This is a genomic window from Gemmiger sp. An50, from assembly GCF_002161595.1.
GTDB lineage: Bacteria > Bacillota > Clostridia > Oscillospirales > Ruminococcaceae > Allofournierella.
The window spans coordinates 80630-105422 of the sequence record NZ_NFID01000002.1 but is presented as its reverse complement, the minus strand read 5'-3'; the positions used below and the strand labels follow the sequence as shown (position 1 = coordinate 105422).

The following is a 24793-nucleotide window of genomic DNA, read 5'->3' as shown; positions in this document are numbered from 1 at the left end:
GCGTTTTTATGGCTGTATTTTGAAAAAAGGATCAGGCATTCTCACCGAAGAAGAGGGCCAGGTCCTCCTCCACGGTGTCGATGCCCGCGATGCCGAACTGCTCCACCAGCAGCTTCGCCACATTGGGGCTCAGGAAGGCGGGCAGCGTGGGACCCAGATGGATGTTCTTTACACCCAGATACAGCAGCGCCAGCAGCACGATTACCGCCTTCTGCTCGTACCAGGCAATGTTGTAAACGATGGGCAGCTTGTTGATGTCCGAAAGGCCGAAGGCCTCCTTCAGCTTGAGTGCGATCACAGCCAGAGAGTAGGAGTCGTTGCACTGACCGGCATCCAGTACCCGGGGAATGCCGCCGATGTCGCCCAGGGGCAGCTTGTTGTATTTATACTTGGCGCAGCCCGCAGTGAGAATCACGGCATCCTGGGGAAGCGCCTTGGCGAACTCGGTGTAGTAGTCCCGGCTTTTGGCGCGGCCATCGCAGCCTGCCATGACCACGAACTTTTTGATGGCGCCGCTCTTCACCGCGTCCACGATCTGGTCGGCCAGAGCCAGCACCTGCGCATGGGCAAAGCCGCCCACGATCTCGCCGGTCTCGATTTCGGTGGGAGCCGGGCAGGTCTTGGCCTGCTCGATGATGGCCGAGAAGTCCTTGGTCTGGCCTGCCTCACCGGGAATGTGTTTGCAGCCAGGGTAACCGGCGGCGCCGGTGGTGTACAGCCGATCCTTGTAGCTGGCTTTGGGCGGTACAATGCAGTTGGTGGTCATCAGGATGGGACCATTGAAGCTCTCGAACTCCTCCTTCTGCTTCCACCAGGCGTTGCCGTAATTGCCCACAAAGTTGGGATATTTGCGGAAGGCGGGGTAGTAGTGGGCGGGCAGCATCTCGGAATGGGTGTATACATCCACGCCGGTGCCCTGGGTCTGCTCCAGCAGCATCTCCAGATCCCGCAGGTCGTGGCCGGAAACCAGGATGCCGGGGTTCTTGTCCACGCCAATGTTTACCCGGGTGATCTGCGGGTTTCCGTAGGCGGTGGTGTTGGCCTTGTCCAGCAGAGCCATGCCGGTCACACCCTGCTTTCCGGTTTCCAGAACCAGCGCGGTCAGCTCCTCGGCAGTGAGGCTGTCGTCCAGAGTGGCAGCCAGAGCCCGCTGCAGGAAGGCGTCCAGCTCCGGGTCCTCCTCCAGCAAAGCGTTGGCATGCTTGGAATAGGCGGAAAGACCCTTCAGGCCGTAGGTGATCAGTTCACGCAGGGAACGGATGTCCTCGTTTTCGGTGGCCAGTACGCCCACGGTACGGGCTTTCTGCTCCCAGTCGCCGCTGCCGTCCCACAGAGCGGCCTCGGGCAGGGGGGTGCGGTTATTCAGCTGAGCCAGCAGAGCCTGCTTTGCATCCAGAGTGGCATGAATGCGGGCCACGATGGCTTCTTTATCAAAATTGGCGTTGGTGATGGTGGCAAACAGATTCAGAGTAATCAGATGATTGATGTGAGAAGGCACCTCTTTGCCTTCGCTGCGCAGGGCGGTGGTCACCGCGCTGATGCCCTTGCTGGCGTACACCAGCAGATCCTGCATAGCGGCCACATCGGGGGTCTTGCCGCACACGCCGGAAAGGGTACAGCCCTTGCAGCCGGCGGTTTCCTGGCACTGATAACAAAACATTTTCTGTTCCATGGTCAAATCTCCTTATGGATGGGGAATGAAGGGAACGCCGGAGCGTTCTTAGTGAAAAAGCAACCGGCATAAAAGGCTTTATCTGCCGGAAAGCTGCTCTAATGATAATGCATTTTTGAAAACATGTATGTTTGAAATCCAACATTTTGATGATGCCAAATGGAAAGAACGGCCCCGGATAAAGATATATTGCGCAGGAATGGAACCGAAATTCCCTAGAATTCAGGCAGGTTTTCTGAATATCACATTGTGAGACTTGAGATTTTTATGCATAAAAACGGGGAAACTGTCACTATTTTTTCATTGACCTGAAGACTTTTCTGTGATACAGTGTTAACAAACAGGAAGGTGTTTACCAACTCGCACAAAGATGATAGGTAATTGGTGAATTTGCCTGTGAATTTGCTCCAAAAGTTGTCGATAATCCCATTTGACAAACGTTGGGCAAAACGGTATGCTTTTATTATGTCACATAGAGGTCCGGCGGATAGGCCGGTTCAGGTCGCCGCGTATGACTCAGATCACTCCAGAATTGCTTGAGCAGGCCAAGGCAGGGCAGGAAGCTGCGCTGGCCGCTGTGCTTGCCCACATGATGCCAGTGATCCGCAGCCATGCGGCCGCAGGGGTTTGCCCCGGGCTCGATCTGGACGATGCGGTGCAGGAAGGAATCATCGGCTTGTTTGCCGCCATCCGAAGCTACCGCCCCGGAGAAGGAACCTCGTTTGGCACCTATGCGGGCCGCTGCATCCAGAATGCAATCCGCACCGCAAGGCGAGCGGCCGGCCGCAAAAAGCATGGTCCGCTCAACCAGAGCGTTCCCCTCAGCGAGGAGAACACCGCTCCCGGGCCGGAGGAGCTGGCCATCCAGAATGAGCAGCTGCAGGATACTCTGCAGACCATTCAGACCCGGCTTTCCCCTTTTGAGCAGGAGGTGCTGGAGCTGTTCCTGAACGGCTGCAGCTACGAGCAGATCGCTCAGGTGCTGAATCGCAGTGCCAAATCGGTGGAGAACGCACTTTCCCGCCTGCGCCGCAAGCTGAAAGAGGCCCGCGGCTGAAGTTTTTCTTTTGGATTATGGGTGGCGACCCATAAGTATATATGCCCCTGTAGCTTAACATTTAGAGCATTGGTCAATTCCAAAGGTGTCGGTTGAAATCCTTCCGCGGGCAAAAAAACAGAATGCAGAGGAGAATCTAGCATGTACGAAGATAAGACCCTGGTATGCAAAGACTGCGGTAAGGAGTTTGTATTCACCGCCGGCGAGCAGGAGTTCTACGCCAGCCGTGGCTTTGAGAACGAGCCCCAGCGCTGCAAGGCCTGCCGTGACGCTCGCAAGAACGCCACCCGCGGCACCCGCGAAATGTTCGAGGCTACCTGCGCCGCTTGCGGCAAGGTTGCTCGCGTGCCCTTCCAGCCCCGCGAGGATCGCCCCGTATACTGCAGCGAGTGCTTCGCCAAGATGAAGGAGAACGGCTGATCCGTTTTCGTCTCTTTGCGATCCAAAGCCCCCGGCAAAAGCCGGGGGCTTTTTCTGTGCGCAGGGCACGGCCTTGTGTTTTGAGGGCATTTACGGTACAATGAACAGGCGGCAGAACGGTGCTGATCGGTCTGTCTGTATATAATATATAATAATGTAAGAGCAGGCAGGTGCGGCGCGCCCTGTCTGAAACCAAAACCGGCCTTTTGCCGGAAAACGGAGGAGCCCTGTTATGGCATGGAACCAAACAGCTTGCAAGCGCTGGCGGCTGGTCGCCGCGGGTATTCTGGTGGCTGCGGTCACGGCGCTGGCCCTGGCCTGGACCGGCTACAATGTGATTCGCACGGTGAACGGCCAGTCGGAATATTACCAGGTGCATGATTATTACGCCGAGGACCAGGTGATGCTGGCGGCGGACCCGTCCCAGGGATGGACGCAAGGGATTCTGGCCGGACCTGATACCCCGCTTTACGGTGTGCGGCTGTATTTTTCCAGCCTGGACCGGGTGGTACACGGTACCTTGTATGTGGACCTGTTGGACGAAAACGGCCAGCGGCTGACCGGCGCGGTGCTGGATATGACCGAGATTCTGGGGCTGGACTTCCAGGGCATCGTGTTTGAGCAGCCGGTCTTCCCGGAAAAGGATGCCACCCACTATACCCTTCATATTTATTATGAACCGGCCACGGCAGAGGATGTGCTGGGCCTTATCTATGGTACAGGTCCCATGCCCCAGGAGGCAGAACTGGATGCAAATCAGATCCCTCTGGTGCTGGACCCGAATGCAGCGATCAGTGCCAATGCGGCGAACCCGGCCTTCCCGCTGGAAGGAGGAACGGTACAGCCGGAGGGCGGCGCTACTGCGGCGCTGCAGTATATCACCAACTACAGCGGAAATATCGGTCTGTGGCTGTGCGTTCCGGTGGCGGCGGTGCTGTTTGCGGCGGTGATGGGAGCCTGGTGGCTGATCTTCTGGAAAAAGGCGTCCGCACCGGCCTGTGTGGCCTATGCGGCGGCGGTTCTTGGTCTGGGCTGGGCGCTGATCACACCCCCCATGGCCGGACCGGACGAATACACCCATCTGGCGGGAGGCTATTCTATGGCCAGCCGGATGATGGGGCAGCCCGGCGTCCAGGTGGATTACGACGACTGGGGCCGCGAGGTCTACACACTTCCCATGCGGGAATGCGACGCGGGATACATGCGGGACCGCTCCGGAGAGATCGGAGTGTTCGGCTATAAGCAGATCCTGGATCATCCGGGCGGCTTTGGCAACAGCGGCCAGCTCACCAAAGAGGTGGAGGTGGTGGCTCCGGCCAACCCGCAGGCAGTGCAGTATCTGCCCCAGGCACTGGGAATTCTGCTGGCCCGGCTGATTGGTCTGGGCTTTTATCCCATGCTGCTGATGGGACGGCTGTTCAGCGTGGCGGCCTACACCGCGCTGGCAGCGCTGGCGGTGAGCGCCGCGCCCCGGGGCAGCAAGGAGATTTTCAGCGCGGCGGCGCTGCTGCCCATGGGCCTTTCGCTGGCAGGCAGTTTCTCGGCGGATACCATGGTCCTGGGCATGGCCTTTTTGTTCACAGCTCTGTGCTTTGCCGGAATGACGGAGGATAAGCCGGTGAGCTTTGTTCGCCAGGCGGTACTGCTGGTTCTGGCCGCACTGCTGGCGCCGGCCAAGGCGATCTACCTGGGCATGGTTGCATTGGTCTTCCCGATGAAGGCGGAAAACCTGGGCGGCAGGCTGCGCAGCCGCATCTTCAAGGCGTTTGTATGCGCGGCAGCTCTGATCGGCTGGCTGGCAGCCAACGGTACCACCATGGCGTATATGCTGCGCAGTGTGGATACCGAGCGTATCCAGCTTGCCATATTGCCCGCGCTGCTTCTGGCGGCGGTATGCGTGGCTGCCTGGTATAAACTGCATCACAAACGCTGGTTCAAATGGGCGGCCCTTGGGGCCTGCGGGCTGATCCTGCTGGCGGGCGGAGCCACTGTGCTCTGGGTGCTGGCCAACAGCGGCCAGACTCTGACCCCGGAGGAAATCGCCGCGGGCATTCAGCCCAACGGCGAATCCATCTACACCTTCAGCATCGGCTATATGCTCAGCCATCCCAGCCAGACCATCAAGCTGCTGGCCAACACGGTGACGGATCAGCTGCCGGTCTATTTGCAGGGACTGGTGGGTGCGCTGCCCGGCGAACCCATCGTGCATAAGCTGGCTCTGAGCTGGAGTTTAACCATTCTTCTTTTGCTGGTCCCGGTATGCGCTTCGGTGCGCCAGGCCGAACAGCCGGTGCGGCTGAGCCGTCCGGTTCGCTGGGTCATGGGACTGGTGACGGCGTCTGTGGTGCTGCTCATGGTGGCGGCTGCCCTGATCTGGACACCCATCAATGCAACCACTGTGTTCGGCATCCAGGGCCGTTACCTGCTGCCGGTGCTTCCGCTGTTCCTGCTGCTGTTGGGCGAGCAGGGAGCCTTCTGCACCCGGCGGGATGTGAGCCGGGGCATTCGCGCGGCCTCGGTGTTTGTCAGCGCAGCCGCTGCAATGGAAAGCTTTGCACTGTTTTGCGGGGCCTGACGGTTGCAAAATATGGAGAAATTGGGTATAGTATAAGTACCGGCGGCCTGCGCGGCTGCCCGAGTTTATAAAGGAAAGCGAGATCGAACATCATGATCATTACCAAAAATACCATCATCGGCGATATTCTGGATACCGACGGCACCGTGGCTCCCTTCTTCCTGGAGATCGGCATGCACTGCCTGGGCTGCCCCTCTGCCCGCGGCGAGACCATTGAGGAGGCCTGCATGGTTCACGGCACCAATGCCGACGAGCTGGTGGCCAAGCTGAACAAGCATTTCGGCAACGAATGATCGCCCCCAAGCTGGACGAACGCCTGCAGGCGGCGGCAGACCTGGTCCGCCCCTGCGATACCGCCGCGGACATCGGCTGCGACCACGGCAAGCTGTCGGCCTATCTGGCCTGCACCGGCCGTGCCCGGCGGGTGATCGCGGCGGATCTTCGCCCCGGACCCCTTTCCACAGCCCAAAAGACCTGTGAGGAAGCGGGCTGTCTGGATCGGGTGGAGCTTCGCATGGGCGACGGACTGAGCGTGCTGGCTCCCGGCGAGGCGCAGGCGGTGGTGATCGCGGGCGTGAGCGCCCAGACCGCCATCGAAATGCTCACCGCTGCCCCCTGGGTGCGGGACGAGAGCACCCAGTTGGTGCTGATCCCAGCCACCAAGGCCCCGGTACTCCGGCGCTGGCTGTGGGAAAACGGCTTTTCGCTGAACGCCGAGCGTCTGGTGTGTGCGGCGCACCGCTGGTATGCGGTGATGGACGCGGCGTATACCGGAACGGTCCGGCAGCCCACCGACGCGGAATGCCTGCTGGGCTTGACCCAGGATCAGCAGGGCGCGGCGGAATACAGGGCTCAGCAGCTGAACCGGCTGAAAAAATTCCGGCGCGGGCTGGAACAGGACCCGGAAGCCGCCCGGCGCGCCGACGAGCTGCTGCGGCAGCTGGAAGGCGAAGGATGAAGGAGGAAGGAGGAAGACCCAACATGGCAAGAGTGCGTGAGATCTGTGAGTGCCTGGAGCAGCTGGCCCCGAAGGACCTGGCGGAAAGCTGGGACAACGTGGGCCTGCTGGTGGACTGTGGAGCCGAGGTGACCAGCGTTCTGGTGGCACTGGACATCACCGACGAGGTGGTGGCCGAGGCGGAGTTGCAGGGCTGCCAGCTGATCGTGGCTCATCACCCGGTGATCTTCAAACCGCTGCGCACCCTTGCCCGGCGGGATGTGGCCTTCCGCCTGGTGAAGAAAAATATCTCCGCCATCTGTATGCACACCAATCTGGATGCGGCAGAGGGCGGCGTGAATGATGTGCTGGCCCGGCTGTTTGAGGTAGAAAACCCGGAACCCTTCGGTGAAGCGGGGGTCGGCCGGGTGGGCAGCGTGGAGCCCACCGACGCAAAGACGCTGGCCGCCTTGTGCCAGAGCCGTCTGAACGCCCATGTGAAGCTGGCAGATGCGGGCAAACCCATCCGGCGGCTGGCACTGATTGGCGGAAGCGGCGGCAGTATGCTGGCGGACGCGGCTGTCACCGGAGCGGATGCTCTGCTCACCGGCGAGGCCAGCCACCACGATGCCATCGACGCCCGGGCAATGGGCCTGAGCCTGATCGTGGCCGGGCATTACAGCACCGAATTTCCCATCGTGCCGGTGCTGGCGGATCATCTGAGCCGCCGTTTCAACGGGCTGCGGGTGATCTGCAGCCGCCGCAACAAGGACCCCTTTTCTTATTTATAATAGGAAGGAGCAGCTGCCATGTGGAACGAGCAAGACAAGAGCAGCGTGGGATATAACGAGGAAATGTTTGGCGAATCGCCCGCAGCCGGGCGGGAAGCCGGGGAACCGCCTCGGTCTCGCGAGGCATCCAGCGGTGCTCAGGCGTTGCTGAAGCGCCAGATTGCTCCCGGCGAACGTCTGCTCTGGTCCGGCAGCCCGAAAAAGCTGCACGGTCCCCGGGGCGCGGGCAAGCTGTTTGCGTTATTTTTCCTGGGCTTTGCCTGCTTCTGGGAGCTGATGGCGCTGCAGACCCTCACGCTGGGTGCAGGGCTGTTCGGTATCCTGTTCCCGTTGTTCGGCATTCCGTTCATCCTGGTGGGCATCAAGCTGTTGTTCCCCCAGGTGGGCGGGCCAAAGCCGGAGGAGATCGTCTACGCCATCACCGATCAGCGGGTGCTGGTGGTGACCAGGGGACGGGTAAGCTCCTGGGAGCTGGATTCCATCCAGGGCGTGGAAAAGCGCTATTATCAGGATGGGACCGGCGACCTGATCCTTTCCAACGGTCAGGTGGAAACCTATTATCACAAGGGACATACCCGCCACCGCAACATCACGATGGAATTTTCCGGTCTGGCCGATGTGGACGCCGCCGAAGCGGCGCTGCGCGGCCATTGAACCAAGTTGACTGCAAGCAGGCCGTGCCGCCCGGCACGGCCGCTTTTTTTACAAAGAGGTGAGACCCATGGCATTGGATGCCGCATTGCTGGCCCTCGCAGCCCGCGAATTGAAACAAACCCTGCTGGATGCCAAGATCGACAAGATCTTCGAGCCCACCCGGGACGAGGTGGTCATTACACTGCGCACCCGGACGGATACCTTCAAGCTGCTGCTTTCCGCCCGCAGCGGTTCCGCCCGCGCCTGCCTGACCCAGGACACCTTTGAAAACCCGGCGGTGCCGCCCAGCTTCTGCATGCTGCTGCGTAAGCACCTGACTGGCGGACGCCTGGTGGACCTGCGAGTGGAGCAGGGCGACCGTCTGGTCTTCTTTGAGTTCCAGTGCACCAACGAGATGGGCGATCTGGTCCGCAACATCCTGGCGGTGGAGCTGATGGGCCGCTATTCCAACCTGGTGCTGGTGCAGGACGGCCGGATCATTGACGCCCTCAAGCGAGTGGATTTCGAGGATTCCCAGATTCGCCAGCTGCTGCCGGGTCTGGCGTACACTCTGCCCCAGAAGCCCAACAAGCCGGATCTGTTCACGGTGAGCAGTGCCGGGCTGGTGGCTGCCGCCTGCCAGAAGGATCTGCCGGTGGCGGATGCGCTCATGCGCAGCTGTGCCGGTGTAGGTCCGGTGGTCTGCCGGGAGGCAGCCTTCCGGGCGTTGGGAGAGAGCGCGGCTCAGGCGGATATGCTCACCGAGAGCGAGAAAACCGCGCTGATTGCCGCCATCGACGGCATCAAGGCGGATTATGAGGCGGGCGGCAAGCCCTGTCTGGCCTGCGATGAGACCGGTAAGCCGGTGGAGTTCAGCTTCACCGCCCTGACCCAGTACGGCGAGCAACGCCTGACCCATTACGACAGCTTCAGCACCATGCTGGAGGGCTATTACTCCACCAAGGACCGGGCCGAGCGGCTGCGCCAGAAAAGCAAGGATCTGGCCAAGACTGTGAAGAACCTGCACGAGCGGGCCATCCGCAAGCAGGCCGCCCGAAAGGAAGAGCTGGCCCAGAGCGGCAAGGCCGACCAGCTGCGGCTGTACGGCGAGCTGCTGCAGGCCAACCTCTGGGCGGTGGACAAGGGCATGCGCAGCGTGCAGGTGCTGAACTACTACGATGGCCAGACCATCGAGATTCCGCTGGACGCCCGGCTGAACGGCGTGGGCAACGCCCAGAAGTATTTTAAGGAATACAAGAAAAAGCAGACCGCAGCCAAGATGCTGAAAAAGCTGCTGGAGGAAGGCGAGCGGGAGATCGAATACCTGGGCACTGTGCTCTACGAGGTGGAGACCGCCACTGGCGAGCAGGCACTGGGCGAGATTCGCGCCGAGCTGAAAAGCCAGGGCTATCTGAAGTATTACAAGATCCGGGACAAAAAGCAGAAGCCCGCGGACTTCTACCGTTACCGCTCTTCGGACGGCTTTTTGATTCTGGTGGGTCGAAACAACCTGCAGAACGACAAGCTCACCCTGCACACTGCCCGGGGCAAGGATTTGTGGTTCCATGTGAAGGATGCGCCCGGAAGCCATACCGTGGTGATGAGCGAGGGCAGAGACATCCCCCTCACCACCCAGAACGAAGCGGCCATGCTGGCGGTGGTGCATTCCAGCCTGGCGGGAGGCGCCAAGGTGGCGGTGGACTACACCGAGGTGAAGAACATCCGCAAGACCGGCGACCTGAAGCCCGGCATGGTGCTCTATGAAAAATATGAGACCGGCTATATCACCCCGGAGGAGGGCATCGAGGAACGCCTGCGGGAACAGCCGGCCAAGCGATGAGAACAACGACCTGAAGGAGGAAGGAATATGTATTGCAAACAGTGCGGCAGCTATCTGGAGCCGAACACCCTGACCTGTCCGGTGTGCGGCGCGCCTGTGCCGGAGCAGCCTGCTCCTGAATCGCAGCCCGCGCAGGCGGAGCCGGTGCAGCCCCAAAGCACACCGGAGCAGCACAGCGCCTCCTGGGAGTTCGGTGCAGGCGTTACAGGCGGTCCGGCCACCCCGCCGCCCCCGTCTTATGGAGAGCCCCGTTACCAGCGCCAGGTGCCGCCCGCGCCCGGCCCGAAGGCGGAAGACGAGCCGGAACCGCCGGTCAAGACGCTGGAGTGGCTGTGGAGCCTGATTCTCACCGCCGTTCCCATTGTGAATCTGGTGGTGCTGCTGATCTGGAGCTTTGGCGGCGGTACCAGCATCACCAAGCGCAACTGGGCCCGTGCCAAGCTGATTCTGGTGGCGGTGAGCACAGTGGTCAGTGTGATCCTGTGCATCGCGCTCTTTGGTCTGGTTGCCTATTTCACCGGCTTGAGCTACGGCGGATTCGGCCATGGCGGTTACGGCTACGGCTTTGATTCGCCCTTCTATTATTATTGATGCAGCACCCCCGGCGCAGAGAGACCCCCCTGCGCCGGGGGTCATCGCCTCTGGATTGGAGCAGGGAAAAGGCTATGTTAAAACACGTTTGGCATATAGCCGAAAAACTTTTGAAAAATTTTATTTTTTTTACAAAAAGCCCTTGCAACAGGCGAATCCATGTGCTACAATAAGTCTCGGCTGCAAATGGCTTGTGTACCAAGCTGCGCAAGCCATGATATGCGTTGATGCGGGAGGTTGCCGTCACATGACGGGTTTTTCCGCGGAGTATGTCCGATCTAGAACCGGGCGAAAGAATTACTGAGAGCAAAGGGATACGTACACTGTCGCATTCTGCGCGGCGTACCAATGTCCAACACAATTTGCCGAAGTGTGTCCGGGGGAACTGCCAAGCGGTTCACCGGCTTTTATCGTGCCAAATTGTGAAACACCCGGCGCTGTGTTCAGTAGTTGATCGGCCGCCTAGGCACCAAATAATTACAGGAGGCGACGAAAATGGCAGTCAAAGAGAAAATCAGAATTCGTTTGCAGAGCTACGATCATCAGCTGATCGACGGTGCTGCTGAGAAGATTGTGGAGACCGCTAAGCGCACCGGCGCTCGCGTGTCCGGCCCCATTCCTCTGCCCACCGACAAGGAAGTGGTCACCATTCTGCGTGCTGTTCACAAGTACAAGGACAGCCGTGAGCAGTTCGAGACCCGCACCCACAAGCGTCTGATCGACATTCTGAAGCCGTCCAACAAGACGGTCGAGGCTCTCATGAGCCTGCAGCTCCCCGCTGGCGTAGACATCGAGATCAAGCTGTAAGCTTACATTTAAACAGGTAAGGGCGGCCGCTCTGGTGCCGCCAACTGCCGGATTCAATGAAGGCAACATCGATCGAAATGCTATCCAAACGGAGAGGTCATGTTGGCATCCAAGTTACTCACGATGTCAACCAATAACCTTATAGGAGGAAAAGAAAAATGCAAAAAGGTATCATCGGCAAAAAGCTGGGCATGACTCAACTGTTCGATGAGAACGGCAAGGTCGTTCCCGTAACCGTCATCGAGGCTGGTCCCTGCACCGTAGTGCAGAAGAAGACCGTTGAGAGCGACGGCTATCAGGCAGTTCAGCTGGGCTTCGGCGAAGTTTCCGCTAAGCGCGTAAACAAGCCCGCCAAGGGCCACTTCGCTAAGGCGGACGTTGCTCCCAAGAAGACCCTGCGTGAGTTCCGCCTGGCGGATATCAGCGCCATGAACGTGGGCGATATCCTGAAGGCCGACGTGTTCGCTGCTGGCGACCACATCGACGTAGTTGGCGTAAGCAAAGGTAAGGGCTACGCCGGCACCATCAAGCGCTGGAACGGCCATCGCCTGCGCGAGAGCCACGGCACCGGCCCCGTTGCCCGTCATGCGGGTTCCATGGGCGCCTGCTCCACTCCCAGCCGCGTATTCAAGGGCAAGAAGCTGCCTGGCCACCTGGGCGCCGAGCGGGTTACCATCCAGAACCTGACCGTCGTCAAGGTAGACGCCGAAAATAATCTGATCGCTATCAAAGGCGCTGTTCCCGGCCCCAAGGGCGCTGTGGTTTGCATCAGCGATAGCGTGAAGGCGTAAGGAGGGAAAGCACAATGGCACAATTTGACGTTTTGGATATGAACGGCAAGAAAGTTTCCACCGTAGAGCTTTCCGACGCCGTGTTCGGTATCACCCCCAACGAGAAGGCTGTGCACGCCGCTGTGGTCAACTTCCTGGCCAACCAGCGTCAGGGCACTCAGAGCACCAAGACCCGCAGCGAGGTTCGCGGCGGCGGCCGTAAGCCCTGGCGTCAGAAGGGCACCGGTCATGCCCGTCAGGGTTCCATCCGCGCTCCCCAGTGGACTCACGGTGGCGTTGCTCTGGGCCCCAAGCCCCGCGATTACAGCTACCGCATCAACCGCAAGGTGAAGCGTCTGGCCATCCTGAGCGCCCTGAGCGCCAAGGCTGCTGCCGGCGACATGATCCTGGTCGACAACCTGAGCGTTGCCGAGTACAAGACCAAGACCGTGGTCAACATGCTGAACGCCCTGGGCGTTAGCAAGAAGGCCCTGATCGTTACCCCCGTGGTCGAGGCTAAGCTCGTGAAGAGCGCCGCCAACATCCCCGGCGTGGTCACCACCGTGGCTACCAGCGTGAACACCTACGACGTTGTGAACGCCGACAAGTTCATCCTGAGCGTAGACGCGGCCAAGAAACTTGAGGAGGTTCTGGGCTAATGAAAACTGCACAAGACATCATCCTGGCTCCTGTCATTACCGAGAACTCTATGGCGGGCATTGCTTCCAAGAAGTACACCTTCAAGGTTGCCACCGATGCCAACAAGGTAGAGATCGCGAAGGCCGTTGAGAAGCTGTTCGGCGTCCAGGTCGAGAAGGTTAACACCATCAACGTGCGCGGCCGTTACCGCCGCCAGGGCATGCACGGCGGTTACACCGCCGCCAAGAAGAAGGCTGTTGTTACCCTGAAAGAGGGCAGCAAGGGCATCGAGTTCTTCGAGAGCATGGTATAAGAGATCGTTTCAAACGATTTCTTCCAAGAGCCCGAGCAGGGCTCATGTATGGGGATATGACCCCGATAACAATTCATAAGTAACAAAGGAGAATAGCAATGGCTATCAAGAAGTATAAGCCGACTACCCCGGGCCGCCGCGGTATGACTGTTACTGACTACAGCGTGCTGAGCAAAGTGGCCCCCGAGCGTAGCCTGCTGGAGCCCATGAAGAAGGCTTCCGGCCGCAACAACACCGGCCGCATCACCGTTCGCCATCACGGCGGCGGCAATCGCACCAAGTACCGTGTGATCGATTTCAAGCGCAACAAGTTTGATGTTCCCGCTACTGTAAAGACCCTGGAGTACGATCCTAACCGTTCTGCTCACATCGCTCTGGTTCAGTACGAGGACGGCGAGAAGCGTTACATCCTGGCTCCCGAAGGCCTGAAGGTTGGCGATGTGATCATGGCTGGCCCCAGCGCCGACATCAAGCCCGGCAATGCTCTGCCCTTCGCCAACATCCCTGTTGGTACCATCATCCACAACATCGAGCTGTACCCCGGTAAGGGCGGCCAGCTGGTGCGCAGCGCCGGCAACATGGCTCAGCTGATGGCGAAAGAGAACGGCTACGCTCTGGTTCGTCTGCCCTCCGGCGAGATGCGCAACATCCCTCTGAACTGCATCGCTACCATCGGCCAGGTTGGCAACGTGGATCACGAGAACGTGAACATCGGTAAGGCCGGCCGCAAGCGCCACATGGGTTGGCGTCCCACCGTTCGCGGTTCTGTTATGAACCCCTGCGATCACCCCCACGGTGGTGGTGAGGGCAAGAGCCCCGTTGGCCGTCCCGGCCCTGTTACCCCCTGGGGCAAGCCTGCTATGGGTTACAAGACCCGCAAGCATCACAACCGCTCTGACAAGTTCATTGTCAAGCGCGCGAACGGTTAAGAGAGGAGAACGAACATGGGTAGAAGTGTTAAGAAGGGACCTTATGTCCTGCCTGTTCTGCTGAAGCGCGTTCAGGAGATGAATGCCGCCGGTGAGAAGCGGGTTCTGAAGACCTGGAGCCGCTCCTCCACCATTTTCCCTGATTTTGTCGGTCACACCTTCGCGGTGCACGACGGCCGTAAGCATGTGCCTGTGTATGTAACTGAGGATATGGTTGGTCACAAGCTGGGCGAGTTCGCCCCCACCCGTACCTTCAAGGGCCATGCCGGCTCCAAGACCGGTAAGTAATTAAAAGGAGGAGTAAAGCAATGGAAGCTAGGGCACATCTTAGATACGCCCGCATCAGCCCCCGGAAGGTTTCGGTTGTTCTGGATCTGATCCGCAACCAGCCTCTGGATAAGGCGCTGGCGATTCTGCAGTACACCCCGAAGGCCGCTTGCGAGCCCCTTCTGAAACTGGTGAAGTCTGCTGCCGCGAACGCGGAGAACAACCACAACATGGACAAGAACAGCCTGTATGTGGCCGAGTGCTTTGTTACCCCCGGCCCCACCCTGAAGCGCATCCGTCCCCGCGCCCAGGGCCGCGCTTACCGTGTGCTGAAGCGCACCAGCCATGTGACCGTGGTTCTGAAAGAGAAAGAGTAAGGAGGTAAACACAATGGGCCAGAAAGTCAATCCCCACGGCATTCGCGTGGGTGTAATCAAAGATTGGGACAGCCGCTGGTTTACTTCCAAGAAGGAATTCGGCGACACCCTGGTCGAGGACTACAAGATCCGTAAGACCCTGAAGAAGCAGCTCTTCGGCGCGGGTATCCCCAAGATCGAGATCGAGCGTACTGTGGACAATCAGTCCGGCGCTCCCAAGCTGAAGGTCAACATCTACTGCGCCAAGCCCGGTATGGTTATCGGCAAGGGCGGCAGCGAGATCACCAAGCTGCAGGAGCAGCTGGCTAAGATGACCGGAAAGGCCGTCAACGTGAACATCGTTGAGGTCAAGAACATGGACACCAACGCTCAGCTGGTAGCTGAGAACATCGCCGCTCAGCTGGAGCGCCGCATCGGCTTCCGCCGTGCGATGAAGCAGTGCATGGGCCGTGCGATGCAGCGTGGCGCCAAGGGCATCAAGACCCAGGTTTCCGGCCGTCTGGGCGGCGCGGACATCGCCCGCACCGAGAGCTACCACGAGGGCACCATTCCCCTGCAGACCCTGCGCGCCGACATCGACTACGGCTTCGCTGAGGCTGCTACCACCTACGGCCGCATCGGCGTTAAGGTGTGGATCTACAAGGGCGAGGTTCTGAAGGGTTCCAAGCCCGCATCCCGTAAAGAAGGAGGCAACAAGTAATGTTACTGCCTAAGCGCGTCAAATACCGCCGTGTGCATCGTGGTCGTATGACCGGTAAAGCCATGCGCGGCAACACTGTTAACCAGGGCCAGTATGGTCTTGTTGCTCTGGAGCCCGGCTGGATCGACTCCCGTCAGATCGAGGCCGCCCGTATCGCCATGACCCGTTACATCAAGCGTGGCGGTAAGGTTTGGATCAAGATCTTCCCCGATAAGCCCGTTACCGAGAAGCCCGCTGAGACCCGAATGGGTTCCGGTAAAGGCTCTCCCGAGTACTGGGTGGCCGTTGTGAAGCCCGGCCGCGTGCTGTTTGAGCTGGCCGACGTGAACGAGGAGATCGCTCGCGAGGCTCTGCGCCTGGCTATGCACAAACTGCCTGTTAAGTGCAAGTTCGCTAAGCGCGAAGAGAATGTAGTAGAGGAGGGTGGCAACGCATGAAAGCTGCAGAACTGCGCGGTATGTCCGCTGCTGACCTGAATAAGAAGCTGGCCGAGCTGAAGGAAGAGCTGTTCAACCTGCGTTTTCAGCACGCCATCAACCAGCTGGAGAACCCCGGCCGCATCGAGACCGTTAAGCGCGACATCGCTCGTGTGCTGACTGTCCTGGCTGAGAAAGCGTAAAGGAGGTTAAACGATGGAACGCAATTTGAGAAAGACCCGTGTGGGCACCGTTGTGTCCGACAAGATGGATAAGACCATCGTGGTTGCCGTGAAAGACAGCGTGCAGCACCCCCTTTACAAGAAGATCCTGAAGCGCACTGTTAAGTTCAAAGCCCACGACGAAAACAACGAGTGCGGCATTGGCGACCGTGTAATGATCATGGAGACCCGCCCCCTGTCCAAGGACAAGCGCTGGCGCATGGTCAAAATCGTAGAGAAGGCGAAGTAAGCCTGGTACTTTGAAAGGAGGATCTGGCAATGGTTCAGATGCAAACTTATCTCAAAGTGGCCGACAACACCGGTGCCAAAGAGTTAATGTGCATTCGTGTGCTGGGCGGCTCCCGCAAGAGATACGCTAACATCGGTGACGTTGTGGTTGCTTCTGTTAAGAAGGCAGCTCCCGGCGGCACTGTGAAAAAAGGCGACGTGGTCAAGGCTGTGATCGTTCGCAGCAAGCAGGGCCTGCGTCGTGAGGACGGCAGCTACATCCGTTTCGACGAGAACGCTGCAGTCATCATCCGTGAAGACAAGAACCCGAGAGGCACCCGTATCTTTGGACCCGTTGCTCGCGAGCTGCGTGAGAACGGCTACCTGAAGATCTTGAGCCTGGCTCCGGAATCGCTGTAAGGAGGTTTTAAGAATGAACAATCTTCATGTTAAAACCGGCGACAACGTAATGATCATCAGCGGTAAAGACAAAGGCAAGACCGGCAAAGTGATCGCTGTTAGCCCCAAGGAGGGCAAGGTGATCGTTGAGGGTCTGAACATGGTCACCAAGCACGTAAAACCCCGCCGCCAGGGCGAGCAGGGCGGTATCGTGAAGGCCGAGGGTGCTATCTACGCCTGCAAGGTTATGCCGGTTTGCCCCAAGTGCGGCAAGGCCACCCGCGTGGCTCACGCTGCCAAGGATGGCAAGAATGTGCGCGTCTGCCGTAAGTGCGGCGCCGAGCTGTAAGGAGGGAATACAACACAATGGCACGTTTGAAAGAAAAGTATGTCAATGAAGTTGCTCCCGCCCTGATGAGCAAGTTTGGGTACAAGAGCGTTATGCAGATCCCCAAGCTGGACAAGGTAGTCATCAACGTTGGCTGCGGCGACGCTAAGGACAACCAGAAGATGCTGGACGCCATCCTGGGCGATATCGCTCAGATCACCGGCCAGAAGCCCGTTGTGTGCCGTGCCAAGAAGAGCGTTGCGAACTTCAAGCTGCGCGAAGGCATGCCCATCGGCGTGAAGGTCACCCTGCGTGGCGAGCGTATGTACGAGTTCGTGGATCGTCTGTTCAGCGTGGCTCTGCCCCGCGTGCGCGACTTCCGCGGCATCAACGGCAACTCCTTCGACGGCCGCGGCAACTACGCTGTGGGCATCAAGGAGCAGCTGATCTTCCCGGAGATCGACTACGACAAGATCGACGCTGTGCGTGGCATGGACATCTGCTTCGTGACCACCGCCAAGACCGACGAAGAGTCCAAGGAGCTGCTGAAGGCTCTGGGCGCTCCGTTCGCTAACTAAGGGAGGGTACGACTGTGGCAAAAACTTCTATGAAGATCAAGCAGCAGCGCGAGCCTAAGTTCTCCACCCGCGGTTACAACCGCTGCAAGATCTGTGGCCGTCCCCACGCCTACCTGCGCAAGTACGGTATCTGCCGTATCTGCTTCCGTGAGCTCGCTTACAAGGGCGAGATCCCCGGCGTGAAGAAAGCCAGCTGGTAAACACTGTTTTAAGCTGTGAGTTCCTTTGCGCTCCTCCCCGTGCCGGTTCGGCGCGGCGGGGGAGGCGGCAAGGGGTCTCACACTTAAATATATGTGAGGCGAATGTCTCACAACTGTCCGAACAAAAACGAAACGAAGAACCTTAAAGGAGGTTAGTGGCATGCACATTACTGATCCTATCGCGGACCTGCTCACCCGCATCCGCAACGCCAGCACTGCCAAACACCCTTCTGTAGACGTTCCCGCTTCCAACCTGAAAAAAGCGATCTGCCAGATTCTGGTTGACGAGGGCTACATCAAGAGTGTGCAGCTGATCGAAGACAACAAGCAGGGTACCCTGCGCCTGACCCTGAAGTATCAGGAGAACGGTGCTCCCGTTATCGCCGGCCTGCGCCGTGTTTCCAAGCCCGGCCTGCGCATCTACACCAACTGCGAAGATATGCCCAAGGTCATGAAGGGCCTGGGCACCGCGATCATCTCCACCTCTAAGGGCGTTATGACCGATAAGGCTGCTCGCGCTGCCCATGTTGGCGGCGAAGTACTCGCCTTTGTGTGGTAAGAAAGGGGCAAAAAGACAATGTCGAGAATTGGAAGAAAACCCATCGTCATTCCTGCGGGCGTTGAAGTGACCGTGAATGGCCACAACGTTACCGTGAAGGGCCCCAAGGGCACCCTGAATTCCAACATCCATCCTCTGATGAACGTAACCGTCGAGAATGGTGAAGTGCTGGTGACCCGCCCCAATGACGAGAAGCAGGCCCGCAGCCTGCACGGCCTGACCCGCACCAACATCAGCAACATGGTGGAAGGTGTTGTGAACGGCTTTGAGAAGAAGCTGGAGGTTCAGGGCGTTGGCTACCGTGTGGCCAAGCAGGGCAAGAGCCTGGTCATGAACCTGGGCTTCTCCCACCAGGTGATCGTCGATGAGACCGACGACATCAAGATCGAAGCTCCCGATGCTAACACCATCATCATCAAGGGCATCGACAAACAGAAGGTCGGCCAGTTCGCGGCGGAAGTCCGCGAGAAACGTCCTCCCGAACCCTACAAGGGCAAGGGCATCCGCTATGCTGGTGAGCACATCATCCGCAAAGAGGGCAAGGCCGGCAAAGGCAAATAAGGTAAGGAGTGAAAGACAATGGTTAATAAGCCTGACAAGAACGAAGCTCGTCTTCGTCGTCACCGCCGCGTGCGCGGTAAGATCAGCGGCACCGCTGAGCGCCCCCGTCTGGATGTATTCCGCTCCTCCAAGCACATCTATGCCCAGATCATTGATGACGTTGCCGGCGTGACCCTGTGCAGCGCTTCCACTATGGAGAAGGGTTTTGAGGGCTTCGGCGGCAACATCGAGGCTGCTAACAAGGTTGGCAAGATGATCGCCGAGAAGGCTCTGGAGAAGGGCATCAAGGTCGTAGTATTCGACCGCGGTGGCTTTGTATATCACGGCCGCGTAAAAGCTTTGGCTGAGGGCGCTCGCGAGGGCGGCCTGGAGCTGTAAGGAGGATACACATGCAGAGAAATAACGAGACCGGCAGTGAAATGCTGGAAAAGGTTGTTGCGATCAACCGCGTATCCAAAACCGTTAAGGGCGGCCGTATCTTCAAGTTCAGCGCTCTGGTAGTCGTTGGCGACGGCAAGGGCACCATCGGTTTTGGCCTGGGTAAGGCTGGCGAGGTTCCCGAGGCGATCCGCAAGGGCATCGAGGACGCTAAGAAGAACATGCACACCATCGCCCTGAAGGGCACCACCATTCCTCACGAGATCGTGGGCGAGTTCGGCGCCGGCCGCATCCTGATGCGTCCCGCCGCTCCCGGTACCGGTGTTATCGCCGGCGGCCCCGTGCGTGCGGTTCTGGAAGTTGCCGGCATTAAGGACATCCGTACCAAGTGCCTGCGTTCCAACAACCCCTGCAACGTGGTTACCGCCACTTTCGAAGGTCTGTGCCGTCTGGTAAGCGCTGAGGAAGTTGCTGCCAAGCGCGGTAAGACCGTGAAGGAAATCTTAGGTTAAGGAGGCAGTCAACCATGGCAGAGACCGAGAAGAAGGTAGTAGCCACCGAGGCTGCTGAGAAGAAGCCTGCAGCCAAGAAGACTGCGGCTAAGAAGACCACCACCGCCAAGAAGCCCGCTGCCAAGAAGGCTGAGGGTGAAAAGGCTCCCGCTAAGAAGGCTGCCTCCAAGAAGGCTGCCGCTGCTGCTACTGTTACCGTCAAGCTGGTTCGCAGCCTGTCCGGCCGCAGCGAGAAGCAGATCGCTACCGCTCTGAGCCTGGGTCTGAAGAAGATCGGCGACGTGACCGTTCAGCCCGACAACGCCCAGACCAACGGCAAGATCGCCAAGATCAGCCACATGGTAGCGGTGACCAAAGCGTAACAGCAAGGAGGTGCAAGCAATTGAAGCTTCATGAATTACAGCCCGCTCAGGGCTCCAACACCGCTGCAAAGCGGAAGGGCCGCGGCCATGGCAGCGGCAACGGCAAGACCGCTGGCTACGGCCACAAGGGTCAGAAAGCTCGCTCCGGCGTCAAGAAGGCCGGTTTCGAAGGCGGCCAGATGCCCCTGCAGCGTCGTCTGCCCAAGCGCGGTTTCAACAACATCTTTGCCACCAAGTACGCCAACGTCAAGATCAGCGACCTGGAAGCGAAGTTCGAGGCCGGCAGCGTAGTGGATACCAAGGCTCTGGTAGAGGCTGGTATCATCAAAAAGTCTCTGGACGGCATCAAGGTCCTGGGCAACGGCGAGCTGACCAAGGCTCTGACCGTTCAGGCCGCCGCCTTCACTGCTTCTGCTAAAGAGAAGATCGAAAAGGCAGGCGGAAAGGCCGAGGTGATCTAAGGTGTTTGATACGTTCCGGAATGCGTGGAAGATCCCTGAGCTGCGCAAAAAGCTTCTGTTCACCCTGCTGGTGATTGTGATCTTCCGGATTGGCTGCGTCATCACTGTGCCGTACATCAATCCGGAGGCGCTGCAGCTGTTCGCGGGCGGTACCGGCAACATGCTGGACTACCTGAACATGATGAGCGGCGGCGCTTTGTCGCAGTGCGCGATTTTCGCGTTGGGCGTTACTCCTTATATCAATGCCTCGATCATTATTCAGCTGCTGACTGTAGCCATCCCGGCTTTGGAGCGGCTGAGCAAGGAAGGCGAAGAGGGCCGGCGCAAGCTGACCCGCATCACCCGCTACACCGGCGCCGGCATCGCGCTGGTGATGAGCGTGGGCTACTATCTGGTTCTGCGCAGCTACACCGGCGTGCTGGCCTACACCACTGGCTGGGAGAGCATCTTCTCCGCTGTGGTTATCGTGTTCAGCTTCACCGGCGGTGCGCAGCTGCTCACCTGGATGGGCGAGCAGATCGACTTTAAGGGCATTGGCAACGGCATCTCGCTGCTGATCTTCGCGGGTATTGTATCCCGCTGGGGCAACGTGATCACCACTGCCCGCACCATGATCACCAACGCCATGAACGGCGAGATCAAGTACTTCATCCTGATCCCGGTGATTCTGGTCCTGGCTCTGGCGGCTATCGTGTTCGTGGTCATCCTGACCAACTCCGAGCGCCGCATCCCGGTGCAGTATGCAAAGCGTGTTGTGGGCCGTAAGATGTATGGCGGTCAGTCCAGCCACATCCCCCTGAAGGTGAACATGAGCGGCGTTATGCCCATCATCTTCGCCAGCGCCCTGCTGAGCATCCCCGGCACCATCGCCAGCTTTATCCAGACGGACAGCCCCATCTGGCAAGGCTTCTTCAGCGTGTTCAACTACAACAGCCTGCTGTACGCTGTGCTGTACCTGCTGCTGATCCTGGCCTTTAACTACTTCTATGTGGCCATTCAGTACAACCCTGTTGAGATTGCCAACAACCTGCGCAAGAACAACGGTGCCATCCCCGGCATCCGCCCGGGCAAACCCACCAGCGACTTCATCACCAAGTGCCTGTCCAAGATCACCTTCGTAGGTGCGATCTTCCTGGGTGTTATCGCCGTCATGCCCATCATCCTGGGCAACGTGGCCGGCATGAACATCCAGTTGGGCGGTACCAGCCTGCTGATCGTTGTGGGCGTGGCTCTGGATACCGGCCGCAGCATGGAAAGCTACATGCTGATGCGCCATCACAAGGGCTTCTTAGAGTAATGAAAATTTCAATGACCCATGAGAAAGGGGACAACCCGGTATGAATATCATCCTGTTAGGCGCTCCCGGAGCCGGTAAAGGCACTCAGGCGGAGGTAATCTGCGACAAGCTGAAGATCCCCGCTGTGAGCACCGGTAACATCCTGCGTGCCGCGGTCAAAAACGGCACCGAGATGGGGCTGAAGGCTCAGGAGTTTATCGACAAAGGCGCGCTTGTCCCTGATTCCGTCATCATTGGCATCATCAAGGAACGTCTGGCCGAGCCGGACTGCGCCAATGGCTTCATTCTGGACGGCGTGCCCCGCACGGTGGCCCAGGCTGAGGCGCTGGAGCAGATGGGCGTGGTCATCGACAAGGTGGTTGACCTGGAAGTGGCGGACGAGATCATCATTCATCGCCTCGCCGGCCGCCGCGTATGCTCGGCCTGCGGTGCGTCCTACCACGTGGAAAACAAACCCAGCCGGGAGCCTGACCGGTGCGATCGCTGCGGCGGCGCGCTGATCATCCGCAAGGACGACGCTCCCGAAACCGTGAAGGGCCGCCTGAAGGCCTATCACGAGCTCACCGAGCCGCTGATCGCGTTCTACCGTGAACGCGGCAAGCTGGTGGTGGTAGAAGGTCATGAAAGCATTGCTGACACCAGCGAACTGCTGCTGAAAGCACTGGAGGCGTGAGCATCGTGATCCAGATCAAAAATGCCAAAGAGTTGGAGGTCATGCGGCGAGCCTGTGAAATCAGCGCCGCCGCCCTCCGGCTCGGGGGCGAGTCGATCGAGGCTGGTATTACCACCGCCGATATTGACAAGATTATTTATGACTATATCGTGAAGCAGGGTGCAAAGCCCAACTTCAAAGGCCTTTACGGTTTCCCGGGCACCGCGTGCATCAGCGTCAACGACGAGGTGATCCACGGTATTCCTTCCAAAAAGAAGGTGATCCGGCCCGGCGATATCGTCAGCATCGACACAGGCGCTGCCTGGGGCGGCTTCAACGGCGACAATGCCTGCACCTTCGGGTGCGGCAAGCTGGACCTGGAAGCCCAGCGGTTGCTGGATGTGACCCGCGAGTCGCTGCACAGAGGCATTCGTGCCGCGGTGTGCGGCGCCCGCATCGGCGACATCAGCAACGCCGTGCAGACCTATGTTGAGGAACATGGGTTTTCGGTGGTGCGCAGCTTTGTGGGCCACGGCGTGGGCAAAGAGCTCCACGAGGACCCCGAGGTGCCGAACTACGGCAAACCCGGGCGCGGCCCCCGGCTGGTCAGCGGCATGACCCTGGCCATTGAGCCCATGGTCAACCAAAAACACTATTCAGTGGCAACACAATCCGATGGATGGACGGTAAAAACGGCGGACGGCGGTCTTTCTGCCCACTTTGAGCACTCGATCGCCATTACCTCCGCAGGGCCGGTCGTCTTGACAAAGGACTGGGAGGGACCGGGATGGACTTTGTAAAAGGTCAGCTCGTTCGATCCCTTGCCGGGCGCGACAAGACCCGCACCTTTGCGGTAATGGCCGTGGAAGGCCAGATGCTTTCTCTCGCAGACGGCAGTCTGCGCAAAGTAAGCCGGCCGAAGGCCAAAAAGATAAGGCATGTGGCCCCCACCGCCACCGTCCTGCGGGAAGAGATTCTCGCAGACGACACACAGCTCAGTGAGGCGATCCGCGCCTATGACGCTGATCACCCCATGTAAACTCACGAGGAGGGAAGAGCTTGTCTAAAGAAGACGTAATCGAAGTAGAGGGTACGGTCGTAGAGGCCCTGCCCAATGCCACCTTCCGGGTGGAGCTGGCAAACGGCCATCGGTTGCTGGCACACATCTCCGGCAAACTGCGGACCAACTTCATCCGCATCCTGCCCGGCGATAAAGTAACACTGGAAATGTCGCCCTATGATCTTACCAAGGGCCGCATCACCTGGCGCTCCAAGTAAGAGCGTCCTTGAGTCAAAAGGAGGTTCATCATCATGAAGGTTAAACCTTCCGTGAAACCCATCTGCGAAAAATGCAAGGTCATCAAGCGCAAAGGCCGCGTGATGGTCATCTGCGAAAACCCCAAGCACAAGCAGCGCCAGGGCTGATTTAAAGCCCAAAACGCTAGGGGGGCAAGTGCGTAGATTCCCGGCGCAGCCCCCGACATGGACATGGGATGTTAATTTAGGAGGTTTTTAAACTATGGCACGTATTGCCGGCGTTGACCTGCCCCGCGAGAAGCGCGTTGAAGTAGGCCTGACTTATATCTATGGCATTGGTCCCAGCACTGCTAAGCAGATCCTGGCTGGTACCGGTATCAATCCCGACACCCGCGTTAAGGACCTGACCGCTGAGGAAGAGGGCCTGATCCGTGAGTATCTGGACAAGAACAACATCATCGTGGAAGGTGACCTGCGCCGTAACGTTGCGCTGGACATCAAGCGTCTGGTGGAAGTCCAGTGCTACCGCGGTGTCCGCCATCGTAAGGGCCTGCCCGTTCATGGTCAGCGCACCAAGACCAATGCCCGTACCCGCAAAGGTCCCAAGCGCACTGTGGCGAACAAGAAGAAGTAAGGAGGAGCAAGAGAAATGGCAATCAAAGCTGCTGCTAAAAAGGGCGCCGTCCGCACCAAGCGGCGCGAGCGCAAGAACATTGAGCGCGGCGCTGCTCACATCCAGAGTACCTTTAACAATACCATTGTTACCATTACGGATACTCAGGGCAACACCGTTTCTTGGGCCAGCTCTGGCGGTCTGAACTTCCGCGGTTCCCGTAAGAGCACTCCGTTTGCTGCCCAGTCCGCTGCCGAGACCGCAGCGAAGGCCGCTATGGAGCATGGCATGAAGACTGTTGAAGTGTACGTGAAGGGCCCCGGCGCTGGCCGTGAGGCTGCCATCCGTGCCCTGCAGGCCACCGGTCTGGAAGTCAACATGATCAAAGACGTTACCCCCATCCCCCACAACGGCTGCCGTCCCCCGAAGCGCCGCCGCATTTGATCGAAAGGA

39 protein-coding genes are annotated in these 24793 nt (G+C 58.9%); 38 read left to right on the top strand and 1 reads right to left on the bottom strand.

The genetic code is table 11. The features are described 5' to 3' along the window. Window positions 1–31 precede the first annotated feature (31 nt). The gene (gene hcp / locus B5G03_RS02660; RefSeq protein ID WP_087180236.1) at window positions 32–1672 is read right to left on the bottom strand and encodes a hydroxylamine reductase; all 1641 of its coding nucleotides are present in this window, start codon (window positions 1670–1672) and stop codon (window positions 32–34) included. Between the two features lie 511 nt (window positions 1673–2183). On the opposite strand from hcp, the gene B5G03_RS02655 reads away from it, so the two are divergent. The 38 genes from B5G03_RS02655 to rpsK all read left to right on the top strand — a co-directional run bounded on the left by B5G03_RS02655 (window position 2184) and on the right by rpsK (window position 24784). Then, window positions 2184–2729, top strand: coding sequence for a sigma-70 family RNA polymerase sigma factor (locus B5G03_RS02655; RefSeq protein ID WP_162613314.1), 546 nt, complete (start codon window positions 2184–2186; stop codon window positions 2727–2729). 141 nt (window positions 2730–2870) lie between these two features. Next, a complete protein-coding gene (locus tag B5G03_RS02650) occupies window positions 2871–3149 on the top strand; it encodes a zinc-ribbon domain containing protein (protein WP_087180234.1) in 279 nt (92 codons plus the stop codon). 232 nt (window positions 3150–3381) lie between these two features. Then, complete coding sequence (locus B5G03_RS02645; protein WP_087180233.1) at window positions 3382–5724, top strand: DUF2142 domain-containing protein; 2343 nt, start codon at window positions 3382–3384, stop codon at window positions 5722–5724. Window positions 5725–5816: 92 nt separating this feature from the next. Further along, the gene (locus B5G03_RS02640) at window positions 5817–6017 is read left to right on the top strand and encodes a DUF1858 domain-containing protein (protein WP_087180232.1); all 201 of its coding nucleotides are present in this window, start codon (window positions 5817–5819) and stop codon (window positions 6015–6017) included. Next, window positions 6014–6682 (top strand): class I SAM-dependent methyltransferase, encoded by a 669-nt coding sequence (locus B5G03_RS02635; protein WP_242962266.1) that lies wholly within the window; start codon window positions 6014–6016, stop codon window positions 6680–6682. The genes B5G03_RS02640 and B5G03_RS02635 overlap by 4 nt, the downstream gene beginning before the upstream one ends. Window positions 6683–6705: 23 nt before the next feature. Then, complete coding sequence (locus B5G03_RS02630; protein WP_087180231.1) at window positions 6706–7452, top strand: Nif3-like dinuclear metal center hexameric protein; 747 nt, start codon at window positions 6706–6708, stop codon at window positions 7450–7452. 18 nt (window positions 7453–7470) lie between these two features. Continuing rightward, entirely contained in the window at window positions 7471–8106 is a 636-nt protein-coding gene (locus B5G03_RS02625; protein ID WP_087180230.1) for a hypothetical protein, read from the top strand. Between the two features lie 67 nt (window positions 8107–8173). Further along, entirely contained in the window at window positions 8174–9925 is a 1752-nt protein-coding gene (locus tag B5G03_RS02620) for an Rqc2 family fibronectin-binding protein (protein WP_087180229.1), read from the top strand. A 27-nt stretch (window positions 9926–9952) separates the two neighbouring features. Then, window positions 9953–10516, top strand: coding sequence for a zinc-ribbon domain-containing protein (locus B5G03_RS02615; protein ID WP_087180228.1), 564 nt, complete (start codon window positions 9953–9955; stop codon window positions 10514–10516). A gap of 495 nt (window positions 10517–11011) precedes the next feature. Next, window positions 11012–11323, top strand: coding sequence for a 30S ribosomal protein S10 (gene rpsJ, locus B5G03_RS02610; protein ID WP_058965305.1), 312 nt, complete (start codon window positions 11012–11014; stop codon window positions 11321–11323). Window positions 11324–11481: 158 nt separating this feature from the next. Then, window positions 11482–12114, top strand: a complete 633-nt coding sequence (gene rplC, locus B5G03_RS02605; protein ID WP_058965304.1) for a 50S ribosomal protein L3 — start codon at window positions 11482–11484, stop codon at window positions 12112–12114. A 14-nt stretch (window positions 12115–12128) separates the two neighbouring features. Further along, window positions 12129–12752, top strand: coding sequence for a 50S ribosomal protein L4 (rplD, locus tag B5G03_RS02600; protein ID WP_087180227.1), 624 nt, complete (start codon window positions 12129–12131; stop codon window positions 12750–12752). Next, entirely contained in the window at window positions 12752–13045 is a 294-nt protein-coding gene (rplW, locus tag B5G03_RS02595; RefSeq protein WP_058965302.1) for a 50S ribosomal protein L23, read from the top strand. The genes rplD and rplW overlap by 1 nt, the downstream gene beginning before the upstream one ends. Window positions 13046–13143: 98 nt before the next feature. Further along, complete coding sequence (rplB, locus tag B5G03_RS02590) at window positions 13144–13974, top strand: 50S ribosomal protein L2 (protein ID WP_087180226.1); 831 nt, start codon at window positions 13144–13146, stop codon at window positions 13972–13974. Between the two features lie 15 nt (window positions 13975–13989). After that, window positions 13990–14262, top strand: coding sequence for a 30S ribosomal protein S19 (rpsS, locus tag B5G03_RS02585; RefSeq protein WP_058965300.1), 273 nt, complete (start codon window positions 13990–13992; stop codon window positions 14260–14262). Between the two features lie 20 nt (window positions 14263–14282). Beyond that, window positions 14283–14618 (top strand): 50S ribosomal protein L22, encoded by a 336-nt coding sequence (gene rplV, locus B5G03_RS02580; protein WP_058965299.1) that lies wholly within the window; start codon window positions 14283–14285, stop codon window positions 14616–14618. A gap of 13 nt (window positions 14619–14631) precedes the next feature. Next, complete coding sequence (gene rpsC, locus B5G03_RS02575) at window positions 14632–15318, top strand: 30S ribosomal protein S3 (RefSeq protein ID WP_087180225.1); 687 nt, start codon at window positions 14632–14634, stop codon at window positions 15316–15318. Next, window positions 15318–15755 carry a 50S ribosomal protein L16 gene (rplP, locus tag B5G03_RS02570; protein WP_087180224.1) on the top strand — a complete coding sequence of 146 codons (438 nt, stop codon included), beginning with the start codon at window positions 15318–15320 and terminating at the stop codon, window positions 15753–15755. The genes rpsC and rplP overlap by 1 nt, the downstream gene beginning before the upstream one ends. Beyond that, complete coding sequence (gene rpmC, locus B5G03_RS02565) at window positions 15752–15937, top strand: 50S ribosomal protein L29 (protein ID WP_058965296.1); 186 nt, start codon at window positions 15752–15754, stop codon at window positions 15935–15937. The genes rplP and rpmC overlap by 4 nt, the downstream gene beginning before the upstream one ends. Window positions 15938–15950: 13 nt before the next feature. After that, the gene (gene rpsQ / locus B5G03_RS02560; protein ID WP_058965295.1) at window positions 15951–16205 is read left to right on the top strand and encodes a 30S ribosomal protein S17; all 255 of its coding nucleotides are present in this window, start codon (window positions 15951–15953) and stop codon (window positions 16203–16205) included. A gap of 29 nt (window positions 16206–16234) precedes the next feature. Then, entirely contained in the window at window positions 16235–16603 is a 369-nt protein-coding gene (rplN, locus tag B5G03_RS02555) for a 50S ribosomal protein L14 (RefSeq protein WP_087180223.1), read from the top strand. Window positions 16604–16616: 13 nt separating this feature from the next. After that, on the top strand, window positions 16617–16931 hold the full coding sequence (rplX, locus tag B5G03_RS02550; protein WP_058965293.1) for a 50S ribosomal protein L24: 315 nt from the start codon (window positions 16617–16619) through the stop codon (window positions 16929–16931). Window positions 16932–16948: 17 nt separating this feature from the next. Further along, on the top strand, window positions 16949–17488 hold the full coding sequence (gene rplE / locus B5G03_RS02545; protein ID WP_058965292.1) for a 50S ribosomal protein L5: 540 nt from the start codon (window positions 16949–16951) through the stop codon (window positions 17486–17488). 14 nt (window positions 17489–17502) lie between these two features. Further along, complete coding sequence (locus B5G03_RS02540; RefSeq protein WP_058965291.1) at window positions 17503–17688, top strand: type Z 30S ribosomal protein S14; 186 nt, start codon at window positions 17503–17505, stop codon at window positions 17686–17688. Between the two features lie 160 nt (window positions 17689–17848). Beyond that, window positions 17849–18247, top strand: coding sequence for a 30S ribosomal protein S8 (gene rpsH / locus B5G03_RS02535; RefSeq protein WP_087180222.1), 399 nt, complete (start codon window positions 17849–17851; stop codon window positions 18245–18247). Between the two features lie 18 nt (window positions 18248–18265). Beyond that, entirely contained in the window at window positions 18266–18808 is a 543-nt protein-coding gene (gene rplF, locus B5G03_RS02530; protein ID WP_058965289.1) for a 50S ribosomal protein L6, read from the top strand. Window positions 18809–18826: 18 nt separating this feature from the next. After that, the gene (gene rplR, locus B5G03_RS02525; protein WP_058965288.1) at window positions 18827–19186 is read left to right on the top strand and encodes a 50S ribosomal protein L18; all 360 of its coding nucleotides are present in this window, start codon (window positions 18827–18829) and stop codon (window positions 19184–19186) included. Between the two features lie 11 nt (window positions 19187–19197). After that, window positions 19198–19698 (top strand): 30S ribosomal protein S5, encoded by a 501-nt coding sequence (gene rpsE / locus B5G03_RS02520; RefSeq protein WP_058965287.1) that lies wholly within the window; start codon window positions 19198–19200, stop codon window positions 19696–19698. Between the two features lie 203 nt (window positions 19699–19901). Then, a complete protein-coding gene (gene rpmD / locus B5G03_RS17770) occupies window positions 19902–20060 on the top strand; it encodes a 50S ribosomal protein L30 (RefSeq protein ID WP_058965332.1) in 159 nt (52 codons plus the stop codon). A 20-nt stretch (window positions 20061–20080) separates the two neighbouring features. Continuing rightward, complete coding sequence (gene rplO, locus B5G03_RS02510) at window positions 20081–20521, top strand: 50S ribosomal protein L15 (RefSeq protein ID WP_058965286.1); 441 nt, start codon at window positions 20081–20083, stop codon at window positions 20519–20521. A 1-nt stretch (window position 20522) separates the two neighbouring features. After that, the gene (gene secY / locus B5G03_RS02505; protein WP_087180221.1) at window positions 20523–21818 is read left to right on the top strand and encodes a preprotein translocase subunit SecY; all 1296 of its coding nucleotides are present in this window, start codon (window positions 20523–20525) and stop codon (window positions 21816–21818) included. Window positions 21819–21858: 40 nt separating this feature from the next. After that, on the top strand, window positions 21859–22491 hold the full coding sequence (locus B5G03_RS02500) for an adenylate kinase (RefSeq protein WP_087180220.1): 633 nt from the start codon (window positions 21859–21861) through the stop codon (window positions 22489–22491). A gap of 5 nt (window positions 22492–22496) precedes the next feature. Continuing rightward, entirely contained in the window at window positions 22497–23270 is a 774-nt protein-coding gene (gene map, locus B5G03_RS02495; protein WP_058965331.1) for a type I methionyl aminopeptidase, read from the top strand. Next, on the top strand, window positions 23258–23509 hold the full coding sequence (locus B5G03_RS02490; protein WP_058965283.1) for a KOW domain-containing RNA-binding protein: 252 nt from the start codon (window positions 23258–23260) through the stop codon (window positions 23507–23509). The genes map and B5G03_RS02490 overlap by 13 nt, the downstream gene beginning before the upstream one ends. Before the next feature lie 20 nt (window positions 23510–23529). Then, window positions 23530–23748: a translation initiation factor IF-1 gene (gene infA / locus B5G03_RS02485; protein WP_058965282.1), complete on the top strand. Its 219-nt coding sequence runs from the start codon at window positions 23530–23532 to the stop codon at window positions 23746–23748. Between the two features lie 33 nt (window positions 23749–23781). Continuing rightward, complete coding sequence (gene rpmJ, locus B5G03_RS02480) at window positions 23782–23895, top strand: 50S ribosomal protein L36 (protein ID WP_058965281.1); 114 nt, start codon at window positions 23782–23784, stop codon at window positions 23893–23895. A gap of 94 nt (window positions 23896–23989) precedes the next feature. Continuing rightward, window positions 23990–24361 (top strand): 30S ribosomal protein S13, encoded by a 372-nt coding sequence (gene rpsM / locus B5G03_RS02475; RefSeq protein ID WP_058965280.1) that lies wholly within the window; start codon window positions 23990–23992, stop codon window positions 24359–24361. Window positions 24362–24376: 15 nt separating this feature from the next. Further along, window positions 24377–24784 (top strand): 30S ribosomal protein S11, encoded by a 408-nt coding sequence (rpsK, locus tag B5G03_RS02470; RefSeq protein ID WP_058965279.1) that lies wholly within the window; start codon window positions 24377–24379, stop codon window positions 24782–24784. Window positions 24785–24793: the final 9 nt, after the last annotated feature.